We start from the raw sequence: 14,829 nt of genomic DNA, 5'->3' as shown, positions 1-14,829 counted from the left end.
GCGTCAGAAACCGCTGACGTATGGCAGCCGCTCGGCGGTCGCCTGCACCGCCGCCTGGTCCTCGAGCAGCAGGCCGGTGGCGTCCCACGCGCCGGTCACGAAAGCCTCGATGGCGGCCCTGGGGCCGCTGACCGGGATGTCGCGGCCACCCGCCCGCAGCGTGAGCGTGGTCAGGTCGAGCGTCGCGCTGCCCTGCGGATCCTGCTCGCCGAGGGCCTGCAGCCACTCGAGATCCTCCGGCGACGCGGTGACGCACGCCAGGCCGATCGCCAAGCTGTTGCCGAAGAAGATCTCCGAGAACGACTCGCCCACCACCGCGGCGATGCCCCACCGCTGCAGCGCCTGCGGGGCGTGCTCACGCGACGACCCGCACCCGAAGTTGCGGTTCACCACGAGGATCCGCGCGCCCGCGAAGCGCTCCTGCGCGAACGGGTGCGGATCGCCTGCCGCCGCCCGCGACGCGATGTCGTCCTCGAAGGCGTGCTTCTCGAGCCCCTCGAACGTGATCACGCGCAGGAACCGCGCCGGGATGATGCGGTCGGTGTCGATGTCGTGCCCGCGCAAGGGGAGGAGGCGCCCCTCGACGCGCTCGATGCGGACGATGGCGCTCATGCGCGGCCTCCGGCGAGCGCCGCCTCGGCGGGCTCGAACGAACGGATGTCGACGACTTCCCCGGCGACCGCCGCGGCCGCCACCATCGCCGGGCTCATGAGCAGCGTGCGGCCCGTGGGACTGCCCTGCCGCCCCTTGAAATTGCGGTTGGACGAAGAGGCGCTCATCTCGCGGCCCTGCAGCTTGTCGGGGTTCATCCCGAGGCACATCGAGCAGCCCGAACCGCGCCAGTCGAAGCCCGCCTCCATGAAGATCTCGTGCAGGCCCTCGGCCTCGGCCTGGGCACGCACGTTCTGCGATCCGGGCACGACCATCGCCCGCACGCCCCTGGCGACCTTGTGGCCCCTGACGAACCTGGCCGCCTCGCGCAGGTCCGACAGGCGCGAGTTGGTGCACGACCCGACGAACGCCACGTCGATCGGCGTGCCGGCAATCGGCTGGCCGGGCGCGAACCCCATGAACTGCAGCGCCTCCTCGACCAGCGGCCGGTCCTCGGCGGGCACCTCGCCCGGCGTCGGCACGCGCTCGTCGACGCCCACCGACTGTCCCGGGTGCAGCCCCCACGTCACCACCGGGCTCAGCGTGTCGCCCCGCAGTTCCACGTCATCGTCGTAGCGCGCATCGGCGTCGCTGGCCAGGCCGCGCCACCAGGCCTTGGCGCGCTCGAACGCCTCGCCCTGCGGCGCGAACGGCCGGCCCTCCATGTAGGCGAACGTCGTCTCGTCGGGATTGACGTACCCGACGCGCGCACCGCCCTCGATGGACATGTTGCACATCGTCATGCGCTCGTCCATCGACATGGCGTCGACGGCCGATCCCGCGTACTCGTACGCGTAACCGACCCCGCCCTTGACGCCGAGCACCTGGATGATCTTGAGGATCACGTCCTTGGCGTAGACGCCGCGCTGCAGCGTGCCCTCGACGCGGATGCGCCGCACCTTGAGCGGCTCCATCGCGAGGCACTGGCTGGCCAGCACGTCGCGCACCTGGCTGGTGCCGATGCCGAACGCCACCGCGCCGAACGCGCCGTGCGTGGACGTGTGGCTGTCGCCGCAGGCGATCGTCATGCCCGGCTGCGTGAGCCCGAGTTCCGGTCCTATCACGTGGACGATGCCCTGGCGGCCGGTGGAGTGGTCGTACAGCGGCACGCCGAAGTCGCGGCAGTTGCGCTCGAGGGCCGAGAGCATCGCCTCGGCCATCACGTCCTGGAACGGGCGCGCGAGGCTGCCGGTGGGCACGATGTGATCGACCGTGGCGAACGTCCGCTGCGGGAAGCGCACCGGCCAGCCGCGCTGCCGCAGGTCGTCGAACGCCTGCGGCGAGGTCACTTCGTGCACGAGGTGCAGCCCGATGAAGAGCTGTGTCTGCCCGGTGGGCAGGGTCCGCACCGTGTGTTGATCCCAGACCTTTTGAAGAAGGGTGTGTCCCACGCCGAGAGTATAACTCCTGACAGCCGCTCTGGCCCACCCCAATAAGCGAGACTAATGCGTCCCCGGGGCCTCGTCGTGGGTGATGACGCGATGCTGGCGCCGCTCCATGAGTTCGTGGACGCGCTGGATCTCCAGCGGCTTGACCAGGTGCACGTCGAAACCGGCCGCCAGCGCCCGGGCCCGGTCCTCGGGACGGCCATACCCGGTGAGGGCCACGAGGTAGACCGAGCCGCCCTGGTCGGAGCGCCGGATGGTCCGCGCCACTTCGTAGCCGTCCATGCGCGGCAGCCCGATGTCGATGAAGGCGACATCCGGGGGATGCGACAGCACTTCGGTCAGGCCGGCGATGCCGTCGCGGGCGACGCGGGTGGTGTGACCGACCGCGGTGAAGAGCGCGCGCATGAGATCGGCGGCGTCCTCGTCGTCCTCGACGATGAGGACGTCGAGCAGTGCGGGCGGGCGGTAATCGCGGAGGTAGCTGTCGAGGGCGGTCGCCTGCGGCGGAGTTGCCAGGTTCAGAGGCGCCAGGGGGAGCGTCACGCGGAACTCCGTGCCGGCACCGAGGCCCGCGCTGTGAGCGGTGAGCTGACCTTCGTGCAGCTCGACCATCCGCTTGGCGATGGTGAGGCCGATGCCCAGGCCGCCCTCCGATCGCGCCAGCGTCGTCTGGCCCTGCACGAACGGCTCGAAGATGCTGTCGATGCGCGCCGGATCGATGCCGATCCCCTCGTCGACGACCCGGATCGTCACCACCGGGTGCGCCTCGTCGGCCCGATCGATCTCGCAGCGGAGCAGGATGCGCCGGCCGACCTCGGAGAACTTGCTCGCGTTCGACAGGAGGTTGGCCAGCGCCTGCCCCAGGCGCAGGCTGTCGCCGTGCACGGGCAGCGGCGAATCCGGCAGGTCGAGGATCAGCGGCTGCCGACGCGCATCGAGGTACGGCCGCGCCATCTGGACCACCTCGTGGATGACCGACGAGAGATCGAGGCTGTCCTTCTGCAGCTGGACGCGACCGCGCGTCAGGCGCGACACGTCGAGCAGGTCGTCGATCAGGCGCGAGAGCTGTCGCACCTGCCGCGCCACCGAGGCGCGCACGTGGCCGAGGTGTTCCTCCGGCACGTCGGTGCGGTCCTGCAGCGCCGTGGCCGTGGCGATGGCGTTGAGCGGGTTGCGCAGTTCGTGGGCAAGCATCGCCAGGAACTCGTCCTTGCGGCGGTTGTCCTCGAGCAGTTCGTCGGCGCGCCGGCGCTCGGCGTCGGCGAGGTCGCGCAGGCTGGTGATGTCGGTCATCACCAGCACGTGGCGATGGGCGTGCCCGCGCTCGTCGAGGATCGGGTCGGTGACGATGCGGTACGAGCAGTCGCCGGCACGGACCTCGGCGACCCGTCGCTCGAGGTTGCCCGCCTCGAGTTCGAGGATGGGGTCGTCGATGCCGAGGCGCTGTCGGAAGACCTCGCGCACGGGACGTCCGTCGACCTCTTCGGCAGAGGCGCGGACGAGGGCCAGCAGCGCGCGGTTGGTGCGCAGGATGGTGCCGTCGGCGCGCAGCACCGCCGCCGACTCGGCGATCGCGTTGAACGTGCGCTGCCACTCCAGGCCGGCTTCGCGGAGGTTGGCCTCGGCATCCTGGGCCCGCAGCAGCGCGCGCACGGTGGCGATGAGCTCGGCGGGCTCGACCGGCTGCACGAGGTAGCCGTCGGCGCCGCTGTCGAGGCCCTGCGCCTTGCGCGCCGCCGACACGAAGGTGGCCGACGTCTGCAACACCGGGATCGTCGCGGTGCGCGGGTCGGCCTTCAGGCGGCGACACACCTCGAGGCCGTCGAGGTCGGGCAGCTTGATGTCGAGCACGATGAGGCGCGGGCCTTCGCGGGCCAGCATCAGCGCCTCGTATCCCGACGACGCCTCGCGCACGTCGTACCCGGCGCGCCGCAGCGTCCGGCTGAGCACGTACCGCGTCGCCTCGTCGTCGTTGACGTTGAGGATCACCCCGGACCGATCAGCCCGCACGGCTCGCCTCCCGGTCCTGGGCCTCGGGCCTCAGCCCTGCGGCCACGAGCGCATCACGGATGCGGGCGATGGCCACCTCGCGCGACAGGCTCTGTTTCGGGAGGATGGCCGCGGCCTGCTGCGAGAGGCGCGACTTCTCCTCGTCGGCCAGCGACTTGGACGTGTGGATGATCACGGGGATGTTGCGGGTGGCCGGGTTGGCCTTCAGGTCGTCGAGCAGGTCGAAGGCGTTGGTGCCCGGCAGCACGAAGTCCAGGAAGATGACCTGCGGCCGCTCGAGCTGCGCCAGGCGCAGGCCCTCGATGCCGTCGGCCGCCTCGATGATCCGGTACTCGCTGTCGGCCAGTTGCCGACGCAGCATGTACCGCGCGACCTCGTCGTCGTCGACGACCAGGACGGTGCGAATGGGCCCGGAGCGATGCGCCAGTTGCTGGAGCTTGCGGGCGATCCACTCCTGATCGAGCGGCTTGACGAAGAACTCGTCGGCGCCGAGCGCCCGGGCGCGATCCTCCCGGTTGGTGATGGTCACCACGAGCGCGGGGATGTCGCGCGTGTCGGGCGAGGCCTTCAGCTCGGCGAGGAAAGCCCAGGAGGTCTCGCCCTCGAGCATCACGTCGAGGACGATGGCGGCCGGGCGCATCCGTCGCATCGCCTCTCGCGCGTCGTCGATGGTGCGGGCCGGCACGATCTGGAAGCCGGCGTCGCGCAGGTAGCGTTCGTAGAGGAAGAGCGTCTGGCGGTCGTCCTCGAGCACGAGGATCGGCGCGCGGCGGGGATCGAGAGCGCGGCTGCGCTCCTCCATCGCCGCCATCTCGGTGACTTCGGGATGGACGCGCGGGATGCGCAGCTCGAACGTGGTGCCCTCGCCGGGCGCCGAGCTGGCCACGACGAGGGTGCCGCCGAGGATGCCCGCCAGGCGCCGTGACAGCGCGAGGCCGAGGCCGGTGCCCTTGACGCGGCGCTGGATCGGATTGTCCAGCTGCGTGAACTCCTCGAACACGCGCTCGTGATCTTCGGGGGCGATGCCGATGCCCGAGTCGGCCACGGCGAACACCACCTCGTCGCCCTCGGCGCGCACCTGCACCCGCACGTCGCCCTCGGGCGCGAACTTGATCGCATTGGAGAGCAGGTTGCGCATGATCTGCGACACCTTGCCCTCGTCGGTCTCGAGCGCGACCTCCTCGTCGGGGGTCTCGAAGGTCACCTCGGGGGACGGGGGGGCGACCAGTGGCCGCAGCATGCCCCGCAAGGCGCCGAACAGTGAGGCGACGGTGAAGCGTGTCGGCCGGAACGCCACCTTGCCGGCCTCGATGCTGGAGAGGTCGAGCAGGTCGTTCACCAACTCGGTGAGGCTCTCGGCGGAACGCCGGATGAACGTGATCTGCTTCTCCTGCTCGGGCGACAGCTCGCCATCGACACGCGACAGCAGGATGTTGGTCAGTCCGATGATCGAGTTCAGCGGGGTGCGGAACTCGTGGCTCACGTTGGAGACGACGCGCGACTTCACCTCGGAGAGGCGCCGGAGCGAGTCGGCGTTCTCCTGCACCTCCGCGTGCAGCGCGGCCATGCCGCGTGCCGAGTCGTCGAGCTCGACGTTGAGTCGCGCGAGGTCGTCGTGTCGGCGCTGCAGTTCCCGCTGCTGCCGATCGGACTGCCGCTGCAGTTCGCCGAGCTCGGCCACCGCCTGGCTGACCTGACTCACCATGCGGCTGTACTGCTCCGGGACGAGACTGCCGACCAAGAGGAGGCGCTGCCCGGGGTAGTCGAAGACCGAGCAAAGCACCGTGCGTGGCGCCCCGGCGACCATCAGGCAGATCTCATAGTCCTTGATCGGTCCGCGCGTCGCCTCGTCGAGCAGGCGCGCCAGCTTGGCTTCCGTACCTGGCACGGCGTGCGTCGTGAGGATGTCGCCGGGAGCGATGCCGAGCACGCGAGCGGCCGAGTCGTCGGCCCATGTCACCCGTCCCGTGGCGTCGCAGAGCAGCGAGGCCTCGCGCCTGAGGGCGCTGATGTCGGGTGCCTCGCGTCCCCCTGGTTCGCCGCGCATTCCAACTGCAAGGGAGCAAGCCGGATGCCAGACCGCCTGGACGGACCGCTTTCCCGTACGCTCTCGGGGGACGCCAAGAAAAGGCGACAGCTGTAGCGGAACCGAACAGCGGCGTCGCGGATGCAGTCTCTGCGGAGGCCCGTGTTCAGGCGTCGAGCAGTCGCTCGATCTCCGCGCAGACTGCGGCGCGCGGCGCCGTGAGGTGAGGCAGGCCGTACTCGGCGAGGTTGCGATCGGCACACCCCCGCCCGCCCACCAGGACAGGCAGGTTCGGAAAGCGAGCCTTCAGGGCGCGGACTGCCGTCGTGAGGGCCGGCGCGTGCACGTCCATGGTCATGGAGAGGAGGACGATGTCGGGCGCCTCGCTGGCGACGCGCTCGAGGAGGGCGTCGACCGGAACACTGGGGCCCAGCAGCCTGACCGAGAAGCCATGATGCTCGAGGACATCTGCCGCGACGCGCGCCCCCATGTCGTGCCACTCGCCGTCGACACACGCGACAAGGACGTGCTCCCGGCGGATGTCCGTCGGCAACGCTCGGCCGTACAGGTGTGACATCGCCAGTTGACTGATGGCGGTGGCGACGTGCTCGTCTGCGACCGACACCGCGTTGGCCTCCCAGAGCCGCCCGATCTCGCGTTGTGCCGGCGTGATGACCCGCAGCAACAGGTCGGTCGCCGACAGCCCGGTGTCGAGGCCCTGCTCCATCAACAACCGCACGGCGCGTCGACGGTCCCCCTTCAACTGCGCCTCGAGAAACCGGGCACAGAGCGACACCAGCAGGTCATCCGTTGACGCACGCACGCGCGGAAGAGATGCAAACGCGCCGCCAGAGATCGAAGCCCAGGCCCCCCTGCCGAGATGCGACCAACCAGAGCCCAGCCCTGAGGCCGTGCCCGAGACGCACAAGCCGAGGCGAAGCCGACGGCCTCTGCCGAGATGCTCACGACCCACGAGCGCCAGCCCTGAGGCCATGCCCGAGACGCACGCGCCGAGGCCAAGCCGACGGCCTCTGCCGAGATGCTCACGACCCACGAGCGCCAGCCCCTGAGGCCATGCCCGAGACGCACGGGCCGAGGCCAAGCCGACGGCCTCTGCCGAGATGCTGGCGACCCACGAGCGCCAGCCCTGAGGCCGTGCCCGAGACGCACGGGCCGAGGCCAAGCCGACGGCCTCTGCCGAGATGCTGGCGACCACGAGCGCCAGCCCCTGAGGCCATGCCCGAGACGCACGGGCCGAGGCCAAGCCGACGGCCTCTGCCGAGATGCTGGCGACCCACGAGCGCCAGCCCTGAGGCCGTGCCCGAGACGCACGGGCCGAGGCCAAGCCGACGGCCTCTGCCGAGATGCTCACGACCCACGAGCGCCAGCCCTGAGGCCGTGCCCGAGACGCACAGCCGAGGCGAAGCCGACGGCCTCTGCCGAGATGCTCTCGACCCACGAGCGCCAGCCCTGAGGCCATGCCCGAGACGCACGGGCCGAGGCCAAGCCGACGGCCTCTGCCGAGATGCTCACGATCCAGCGCCAGAGTGGGATTCGAGCTCGCGGGCACGAGCCGCAGGCGAGTGGCCGCGAGCCTGAAGACGGCTCTCTCCGCCCCGTTCGCCACCGGCGAACGGTGGCGGAGAGAGTGGGATTCGAACCCACGGTACGGTTACCCGTACGGCGGTTTTCAAGACCGCTGCCTTAAACCCCTCGGCCATCTCTCCAGCCCGTGAGTGTACCCGCCCCGGTTGCCGCGCGCGAAGTGGCGGGTCACGCTCCACACCCCCGGCATCGCGGCATCGCAGCCGTCCCGTCAGATCCTCGCCCGCCCGCCCGTCCTCCCGGGGTCGGCTGCTCCACCATGCCCATCCCAGTCCGCGCGAGCTGGACCCGCACGATTCTCCAGGCCAGCCAGACGTGGGACATCCTCATCGCCTGCACCGCCCTGCTGGCCGGCACCACCGGGGTGGCGGGCCTGGCCGCCGCCGGGCGCACGCAGGCCGCGTGGCTCGCCGCGACCTGCGCGCTACTGAGCTGCGCGCTCACGATCACGCGGGCCGGCGTCGCCTGGACCCGCGACGCACGGCGGGAGTCGATCCACGAACTCCGCGGCTGCCTGATGACCCTGCACGCCCTCCTGGTCGAATCCGATCGCGCCGGAGAGGAGGCCCGCGTCGGCCTCCGGCTCACCGTGCACGTGCCCACCGCCGACCATCGGGAGCTCGTGCAAGTGCTGGACTACGTCGGCGATGGGCGCGGCGGACGCACCGCGGGTCGTCGCCTACCCGTCCACTGCGGCATCGCGGGACACGTCTATCGGACCGGCGACGCCTACCACGCCCGACGTGAGGACGCCGACTACGAAGCCTACGTGCGCGACCTCGTCGAGCAGTGGGCGTACTCCGAGCCACAGGCGCGCAAGGTCGACGCTGCGTCCATGAGCTGGATGGCGGTGCCGCTCGGCGCCGGCCGACGCCTCGAGGGCATCCTGTACCTCGACTCGCGCGACCCCGGCTTCTTCAACGAGGCCCGCCAGGACCTGATCCTCCGCGCCGCTGTCGGCGTTGCGCGCTATGTGGCCGAGCGCTACGCTTGACGCCACGCGAGGCTTTCACGTGACCCACAACGAATCGTCCGCCGCGTCATCGTCGCCGTCGGTGACCCAGCGGCGCGTCGTGTCGCAGGTCGGCGCGCCCATCCGGCTCGAACGACTGACGTTGTCGCGCCCCATTCGCGACGCCATCGCCCGCCAGTTCGTGCGCGTGTCCGACCCGCGCGCCACTCCATCCCCCGCGCAGTAGCCGCGCCAGGAGCGGCGCCTCCAATGGGGCCGGGCGCTCACCGTGTCTCAGGTCCCGCGCCTTCTCAGGCCGCTCCCGCGGTGTTGCGCTCGCTTGTGCCCGGAAGTACCCTGTCGAGTACCGCGCAGGAGTCCTGTCGAGGGCCATCGCAGGAGGACGGTCCATGTGCCGGCGCTCGTGGCTGCTCGTCGTGATCATCTGCACCTTGGCCGGTCACGCGACCGCCGCGCCTGTCACGCTGAGGTTCAAGGGCACGACAGACCTGTCGTCGGTCGGCGGCAAGGTCGATAGCACGTTTGCCGGCGAGGTCACGTGGGACCCGACGATGCCGTGCAACGCGAACGGGCAAGAGTACAGCTCCTGTCGGTTCGATCCCGACTACTCTGACGGCGCCGAACCAACCGGGCACTTCTCCATCGACGGCATCGATTTCACCGATCGGATCGCGCCGTACTCGCGGCTCGAGGTGTTCCCGTACGACCTGTTCCTCGAGTTCTGGTTCGAACCTGTCGGCGGCCCTCACATCATGGGCATCGACAGGGCGTATCTGTCCCTGTGGAGCCCGCGTAGTTGGGCGGCCGGAACCCCCGTGTTCGATGGCTCCCTTCCTGAGCATCTCGGCTTCCTCTCGCGCCTGGAGCGGAAGGAATTCGTACTCACAGGGCCCTGGGATCCGGACGGAGAAACGCCGATGTTCCGCGCAGAAGCGAGCACACTGCTCGTCGGCGAGCCCGGACTGCTGACGATGCTCGAGGTGAGCCTGTGCGCAGCACTCGCCCACCGCTCACGACGACGGAGACACTGAGCCCCACATGAACCAACGCGACTCTCCCGCCCCCACATCGTCTGCAGCCGTGAGCCAGCGGCGCACCGTGTCGCGCGCCGGAGCCCCGATCACGCTCGAGCGGCTGACGCTCTCGCGGCCGTTGCGCGACGCCATCGCACGCCAGTTCACCCGCCCGCACGACACCCGGCCGGCGCCCACGCCAGGCCGGTAGCGCCACCTGCCGCATGACCTCGATCGCGCTGACCGTGTACGAGGGGCGCGCCGGCGACCGCAACGATCTCGCGGTGCCCGGGGCGGCCGCGATGGCAGGCCACCTCGCGACCCGGCTCGGCGTGCACATCGCGCGCGTCGGCCACCAGGCGCCAGCGCTGGCCGCGGCGTGGGACGTGGAGCTCGCCGCCGCGTCGGCCGACCTCAGGACGCTGGCGGAGGTGATCGATCGCGCGATGACGCGGGGCGCCACCCCGATCACGGCACTCACCCGCTGCGCCGCCGCCCTGGGCACCGTGCCGATCGTCGCGCGGCACCGGCCAGACGCCTGCCTCGTGTGGCTCGACGCGCACGCCGACCTCAACACGCCGGCCACCACCTCCAGCGGGTATCTCGGCGGCATGGCAGTGGCAGGGGCGGCAGGGCTCTGGAACTCCGGACTCGGCGCCGGGATCGCGCTCGCCAACGTGGTCCTGGTCGGGACGCGCGACCTCGACCCCGCCGAACAGGAGGTGATCGAGACCAGCGGCATCCGAGTGGTCAGGATCGGCTCACGCGTCGCCCAGGATCTCAGGGCCGCGCTGATGGGGCGACCGGCCTACGTACACCTCGATTGCGACGTGCTCGAACCGGGGATCGTCCCGACCGACTACTCGGTGGCAGGCGGACTCACGCTCGCGCAGGTGCACGACCTGTCGACCGCGGTGGCAGAGGGCGAGGTGGTCGGCGTCGAGATCGCCGAGTTCCAGGGAGCCTGGCACCCGGGAGGCCAGGCGGTGTCGCCCGCCCCCGTCGTGGAGGCACTCGAACCCCTCTGGCGGCGGCTCCTCGGCGACTAGCCCAGGACGATCTTCCGCATCGTCGCAATCTGCCCGGCGTGCCGCGTGGCGTGCTCGGCCGCATGAAACAGCAAGCCGAGAACCGTGGTGGGCAGCCTGGCCCGTCCCACGCCGCGCGCATCGAGCAACCTGGCCACGTCGGTGCCGCGCACCTGCGCGAGCGCCCGATCGATGGCGGCACAGGCGACCTCCAGCGTTTCCCTGGCGCCGGCTGGCGGCGCGCCAGGATCGGCCTCCGCCTTCAGCCACGCGAGTTGCTCGGCGGTGAGGGCCTCGTCGCGCGCGTACGTGAGGAGACGGTCGGTGGCGCCCGCGATGTGGCGCAGGTGGAAGCCGATCGAGCCGGCGCCGCCCGGCCGCGCCCACAGCTGCGCGGGCGTGAGGTCGGCGGCGAATCGTTCGATCTCCTCGCGCACCTGCAGGAACGAGTGCGCAACCGGTTGCAGTTCGGGCGCGACGCCCTCGACAGGGCCGCGCATCCACACTTCGGGAAGATTGTCGTTGCTCAAGGCTCGGGGACTCGGGCTCAGGGTTCGGGGCTAGGACTGGGAGATCCGGGACTCAGGCGCCCGTCGTGACGGGCGCGAGCGACGCGGCCTCCTGCTCGTCGAACAACCGCGATCGCGTGAGGAAGCGCACTTCCCTGCCGTTCTCGAGCGAGAACATGCCGCCGCGGCCCGGCACGACGTCGATGATCAGTTGCGTGTGCTGCCAGTACTCGAACTGCGATGGACTCATGTAGAACGGCGCGTCCGCGATGGTGCCGAGGCACACGTCGCGGTCGCCGACGATGAAGTCCGATTGCGGGTAGCACATCGGCGACGAGCCGTCGCAGCAGCCGCCGGACTGATGGAACAGCACCGGGCCGTGCTCGGCCTGCAACGTGCGGATCAGATCCTCCGCGGCAGGTGTGCACGTGACGCGAGGGACGGTCGCCGCCTGTTCGGGCATTCGGTGACTCCGTGGCAGGGCGGGGTGTCCCCTTCGACTTCGCTCAGGGCAAGCCACCCCGCCGTCATCGGTGCGCATCAGCCAAGGGCGCGGTCCGGGACCGCGACCTACCCCATGCTGCGCTTCAGAAGAAGCCCAGCTTCTTCGGACTGTAGCTCACCAGCAGGTTCTTGGTCTGCTGGTAGTGCGACAGCATCATCTTGTGCGTCTCGCGGCCGATGCCCGACTGCTTGTAGCCACCGAAGGCGGCGTGCGCCGGATAGGCGTGGTAGCAATTGGTCCACACGCGACCCGCCTGGATGCCGCGGCCCATGCGGTAGCAGGTGTTGGCATCGCGGCTCCACACGCCCGCGCCGAGCCCGTACAGCGTGTCGTTGGCGATCGCCAGCGCGTCGTCGGCATCCTTGAAGGTCGTGACCGAGACGACCGGTCCGAAGATCTCCTCCTGGAAGATCCGCATCCGGTTGTGCCCCTCGAACACCGTCGGCTGCATGTAGTAGCCACCCGCGAGGTCGCCGGGTTGCTCCTTGCGCGCCCCGCCGATCAGCACCTTCGCGCCTTCCTGCTTGCCGATGTCGACGTAGCTCAGGATCTTCTCCAGCTGCTCGCTCGACGCCTGCGCGCCGATCATCGTCGACATGTCGAGCGGGCTGCCCTGCGTGATCGCGGCCACGCGCTTCAGGGCGCGTTCCATGAACCTGTCGTAGATCGAGGCCTCGATCAGCGCGCGGCTCGGGCAGGTGCACACCTCGCCCTGGTTGAGCGCGAACAGCACGAAGCCCTCGATGGCCTTGTCGAAGAAGTCGTCGTCTTCGCGCGCCACGTCGGCGAAGAACACGTTGGGCGACTTGCCGCCGAGTTCAAGCGTCACCGGAATCAGGTTCTGGCTGGCGTACTGCATGATCAGCCGCCCCGTGGTCGTCTCGCCGGTGAACGCGATCTTGGCGATGCGCGGATTGGATGCCAGCGGCTTGCCGGCCTCGAGGCCGAAGCCGTTGACGATGTTGAGCACGCCCGGCGGCAGGAGGTCGCCGACCAGTTCGGCCCACATCAGGATGCTGGCCGGCGTCTGCTCTGCCGGCTTCAGCACCACGCAGTTGCCCGCGGCAAGCGCCGGCGCCAGCTTCCACGCGGCCATCAGTAGCGGGAAGTTCCACGGGATGATCTGGCCGACGACGCCGAGCGGCTCGAGGAACTGGTAGGAGACGGTGTCGTGATCGAGCTCGCCCATGGTGCCTTCCTGGGCGCGGATGACACCGGCGAAGTAGCGGAAGTGATCGATCGCGAGCGGCAGGTCGGCGGCCGTGGTCTCGCGAATCGGCTTGCCGTTGTCCCAGGTCTCGGCGGCGGCCAGCTGCGGCAGCGCGTCTTCCATCCGTTGCGCGATCCGGTTGAGGATGATCGAGCGCTCGGTGACGCTGGTGCGGCCCCACTGCTCCCTCGCCTTGTGAGCGGCGTCGAGGGCGAGCTCGATGTCGTCCTTGTCGCTGCGCGGCACCTCGCACAGCGGCTTGCCGGTCACCGGCGAGAGGTTGGAGAAGTACTTGCCGTTCACCGGCGGCACCCATTGGCCACCGATGAAGTTTTCGTAGCGCGCCTTGTACGGCGGAGCGGCCAGCGAGACCAGCGGATCCATCGACGTCGTCATGTACGTGCCTCCAGGGATGGAGGCGAGTATCCGGCGCGGTGGCGACGCCGATCCATCGGCGCCGCATCACCGCATGCGGATGCGCCGAACGGCGGGATCAGGGGCGAATCGCCGTCACGCCACCCATGTAGGGCACCAGCGCGTCGGGCACGCGAATGCTGCCGTCCGCCTCCTGGTAGTTCTCGATGATGGCGATCAGCGTGCGGCCGACGGCGAGACCCGACCCGTTCAGCGTGTGCGCGAACGAGAGCTTGCCGCCGCCTGCCGGGCGGTAGCGGATGCCGGCGCGACGGGCCTGGAAGGCTTCGGTGTTGCTGCAGGAGGAGATCTCGCGGTACACACCCTGGCTCGGGAGCCACACCTCGATGTCGTAGGTCTTGGCCGACGCAAAGCCCATGTCGCCCGTGCAGAGCAGCATCGTGCGATGGGGCAGGCCGAGCAGCTGCAGCACCTTCTCGGCGCAGCCGGTGAGGCGCTCGAGCTCGTCGAACGAGTCGTCGGGCCGGGCGAACGACATGAGCTCGACCTTGGCGAACTGGTGTTGCCGGATGAGGCCCCGGACATCGGCGCCGTAGCTGCCGGCCTCGCTGCGGAAGCAGGGCGTGTAGGCGACGTAACGTCGCGGCAGGTCGCCGTCCTCCAGCGTCTCCTCCCGGTGCAGGTTGGTGAGCGGCACTTCGGCCGTGGGAATCAGGAACAGGTCCCACTCCCCTGCGACCTTGAAGAGGTCCTGCTCGAACTTGGGCAGGTTGCCGGTGCCGGTGAGCGCGGTGCGGTTCACCAGGTAGGGCGGCTCGACCTCCGTGTAGCCGTGCTCGCGCGTGTGCAGGTCGAGCATGAAGTTGATGAGGGCACGCGACAGGCGGGCGCCTTCCTTCATCAGCACCGCGAAACGGGCGCCCGACATGCGTGCGGCGCGCTCGAAGTCGATGATGCCGAGCGCCGGGCCCAGGTCCCAGTGCGCCTTGGGCTCGAAGTCGAACACGCGCGGCGTGCCCCAGCGGCGCACCTCCACGTTGTCGTCGGCGCTGCGCCCGACCGGCACCGAGGCGTGGGGGACGTTGGGCAGCGCCAGCAGGAGCGGGGTGCGCTCCTCCTCGAGGCTGGCCAGCTCCGCGTCGAGCGTCTTGATCTCCTCGGCGCGCTGCTTGTTCTGCGCCAGCAGCTCGGTGGCGTCCTGACCCGCGCGCTTGGCCTGCGCGATCAGATCGCCGGCCCGGTTGCGCTCGGCCTTCAGCGCTTCCACGCGCGGCAGGAGGTCGCGACGGCGTCTGTCGAGTTCCTGCAGGCGGTCGAGCACGGCGTCGGCCGCCGGTCCCCGGGCCTGCAGTCGCGCGCGGGTGTCGTCGAAGGCGTCCCTCAGTTGGGCGGTATCCAGCACGCCCTCATTGTACGGATTCCGGCGACCGCGGCGATTGGATCAGCAGCGTTCGCGACCTGCCGCAGCAGCGCCCATCGAGGCCGGCGAGGAGACAGCCGCCCGGCAGGACACGGGCAGGGTGGTGGGCGACCTGA

At 70.1% G+C, this 14,829-nt stretch carries 14 protein-coding genes and 1 tRNA gene; 5 read left to right on the top strand and 10 right to left on the bottom strand.

Annotated features, from left to right (window positions below; all coding sequences use genetic code 11):
• Positions 1 to 3: 3 nt before the first annotated feature.
• The 6 genes from TBR22_RS00130 to TBR22_RS00105 form a co-directional block, all read right to left on the bottom strand.
• Positions 4 to 612, bottom strand: a complete 609-nt coding sequence (locus tag TBR22_RS00130) for a 3-isopropylmalate dehydratase small subunit 2 (protein WP_239490916.1) — start codon at positions 610 to 612, stop codon at positions 4 to 6.
• Positions 609 to 2,042, bottom strand: coding sequence for a 3-isopropylmalate dehydratase large subunit (leuC, locus tag TBR22_RS00125; protein WP_255665303.1), 1,434 nt, complete (start codon positions 2,040 to 2,042; stop codon positions 609 to 611). Before leuC ends, TBR22_RS00130 begins: the two co-directional genes overlap by 4 nt.
• 51 nt (positions 2,043 to 2,093) lie before the next feature.
• Complete coding sequence (locus tag TBR22_RS00120) at positions 2,094 to 4,049, bottom strand: response regulator (protein WP_239490914.1); 1,956 nt, start codon at positions 4,047 to 4,049, stop codon at positions 2,094 to 2,096.
• Positions 4,039 to 6,096 (bottom strand): response regulator, encoded by a 2,058-nt coding sequence (locus tag TBR22_RS00115; RefSeq protein WP_239490913.1) that lies wholly within the window; start codon positions 6,094 to 6,096, stop codon positions 4,039 to 4,041. The genes TBR22_RS00120 and TBR22_RS00115 overlap by 11 nt, the downstream gene beginning before the upstream one ends.
• Positions 6,097 to 6,241: 145 nt before the next feature.
• The gene (locus tag TBR22_RS00110) at positions 6,242 to 6,898 is read right to left on the bottom strand and encodes a B12-binding domain-containing protein (protein ID WP_239490912.1); all 657 of its coding nucleotides are present in this window, start codon (positions 6,896 to 6,898) and stop codon (positions 6,242 to 6,244) included.
• Positions 6,899 to 7,712: 814 nt separating this feature from the next.
• Positions 7,713 to 7,802: transfer RNA gene (locus tag TBR22_RS00105), tRNA-Ser, on the bottom strand.
• A gap of 137 nt (positions 7,803 to 7,939) precedes the next feature.
• Here TBR22_RS00105 and TBR22_RS00100 point away from each other — a divergent pair.
• The 5 genes from TBR22_RS00100 to TBR22_RS00080 all read left to right on the top strand — a co-directional run bounded on the left by TBR22_RS00100 (position 7,940) and on the right by TBR22_RS00080 (position 10,715).
• Complete coding sequence (locus TBR22_RS00100; RefSeq protein ID WP_239490911.1) at positions 7,940 to 8,674, top strand: hypothetical protein; 735 nt, start codon at positions 7,940 to 7,942, stop codon at positions 8,672 to 8,674.
• Between the two features lie 19 nt (positions 8,675 to 8,693).
• Positions 8,694 to 8,879, top strand: a complete 186-nt coding sequence (locus TBR22_RS00095) for a hypothetical protein (RefSeq protein WP_239490910.1) — start codon at positions 8,694 to 8,696, stop codon at positions 8,877 to 8,879.
• Between the two features lie 163 nt (positions 8,880 to 9,042).
• Positions 9,043 to 9,684 (top strand): hypothetical protein, encoded by a 642-nt coding sequence (locus TBR22_RS00090; RefSeq protein WP_239490909.1) that lies wholly within the window; start codon positions 9,043 to 9,045, stop codon positions 9,682 to 9,684.
• 7 nt (positions 9,685 to 9,691) lie between these two features.
• On the top strand, positions 9,692 to 9,877 hold the full coding sequence (locus TBR22_RS00085) for a hypothetical protein (RefSeq protein ID WP_239490908.1): 186 nt from the start codon (positions 9,692 to 9,694) through the stop codon (positions 9,875 to 9,877).
• A gap of 13 nt (positions 9,878 to 9,890) precedes the next feature.
• Positions 9,891 to 10,715 (top strand): arginase family protein, encoded by an 825-nt coding sequence (locus TBR22_RS00080; protein WP_239490907.1) that lies wholly within the window; start codon positions 9,891 to 9,893, stop codon positions 10,713 to 10,715.
• Here the strand turns inward: TBR22_RS00080 and TBR22_RS00075 are convergent.
• The 4 genes from TBR22_RS00075 to serS all read right to left on the bottom strand — a co-directional run bounded on the left by TBR22_RS00075 (position 10,712) and on the right by serS (position 14,695).
• A complete protein-coding gene (locus TBR22_RS00075; RefSeq protein ID WP_239490906.1) occupies positions 10,712 to 11,194 on the bottom strand; it encodes a DinB family protein in 483 nt (160 codons plus the stop codon). The genes TBR22_RS00080 and TBR22_RS00075 overlap by 4 nt on opposite strands.
• Before the next feature lie 82 nt (positions 11,195 to 11,276).
• Positions 11,277 to 11,666: a DUF779 domain-containing protein gene (locus TBR22_RS00070; RefSeq protein ID WP_239490905.1), complete on the bottom strand. Its 390-nt coding sequence runs from the start codon at positions 11,664 to 11,666 to the stop codon at positions 11,277 to 11,279.
• A gap of 124 nt (positions 11,667 to 11,790) precedes the next feature.
• Positions 11,791 to 13,314 carry an aldehyde dehydrogenase gene (gene adh, locus TBR22_RS00065; protein WP_305068761.1) on the bottom strand — a complete coding sequence of 508 codons (1,524 nt, stop codon included), beginning with the start codon at positions 13,312 to 13,314 and terminating at the stop codon, positions 11,791 to 11,793.
• Between the two features lie 97 nt (positions 13,315 to 13,411).
• Positions 13,412 to 14,695, bottom strand: a complete 1,284-nt coding sequence (serS, locus tag TBR22_RS00060) for a serine--tRNA ligase (protein ID WP_239490904.1) — start codon at positions 14,693 to 14,695, stop codon at positions 13,412 to 13,414.
• Between the last annotated feature and the right edge of the window lie 134 nt (positions 14,696 to 14,829).

It is taken from the genome of Luteitalea sp. TBR-22, assembly GCF_016865485.1.
GTDB lineage: Bacteria > Acidobacteriota > Vicinamibacteria > Vicinamibacterales > Vicinamibacteraceae > Luteitalea.
The sequence above is the reverse complement of the archived record's forward strand: the minus strand, read 5'-3'. Positions and strand labels throughout refer to the sequence as shown.

Excerpts from the sequence above, each read along its gene's own strand:
- TBR22_RS00080 (WP_239490907.1), top strand. The coding sequence starts at position 9,891 with ATGACCTCGATCGCGCTGACCGTGTACGAGGGGCGCGCCGGCGACCGC.
- TBR22_RS00130 (WP_239490916.1), bottom strand. The coding sequence starts at position 612 with ATGAGCGCCATCGTCCGCATCGAGCGCGTCGAGGGGCGCCTCCTCCCC.
- TBR22_RS00085 (WP_239490908.1), top strand. The coding sequence starts at position 9,692 with ATGAACCAACGCGACTCTCCCGCCCCCACATCGTCTGCAGCCGTGAGC.
- TBR22_RS00090 (WP_239490909.1), top strand. The coding sequence starts at position 9,043 with ATGTGCCGGCGCTCGTGGCTGCTCGTCGTGATCATCTGCACCTTGGCC.
- TBR22_RS00070 (WP_239490905.1), bottom strand. The coding sequence starts at position 11,666 with ATGCCCGAACAGGCGGCGACCGTCCCTCGCGTCACGTGCACACCTGCC.
- adh (WP_305068761.1), bottom strand. The coding sequence starts at position 13,314 with ATGACGACGTCGATGGATCCGCTGGTCTCGCTGGCCGCTCCGCCGTAC.
- TBR22_RS00100 (WP_239490911.1), top strand. The coding sequence starts at position 7,940 with ATGCCCATCCCAGTCCGCGCGAGCTGGACCCGCACGATTCTCCAGGCC.
- TBR22_RS00115 (WP_239490913.1), bottom strand. The coding sequence starts at position 6,096 with ATGCGCGGCGAACCAGGGGGACGCGAGGCACCCGACATCAGCGCCCTC.
- TBR22_RS00075 (WP_239490906.1), bottom strand. The coding sequence starts at position 11,194 with ATGCGCGGCCCTGTCGAGGGCGTCGCGCCCGAACTGCAACCGGTTGCG.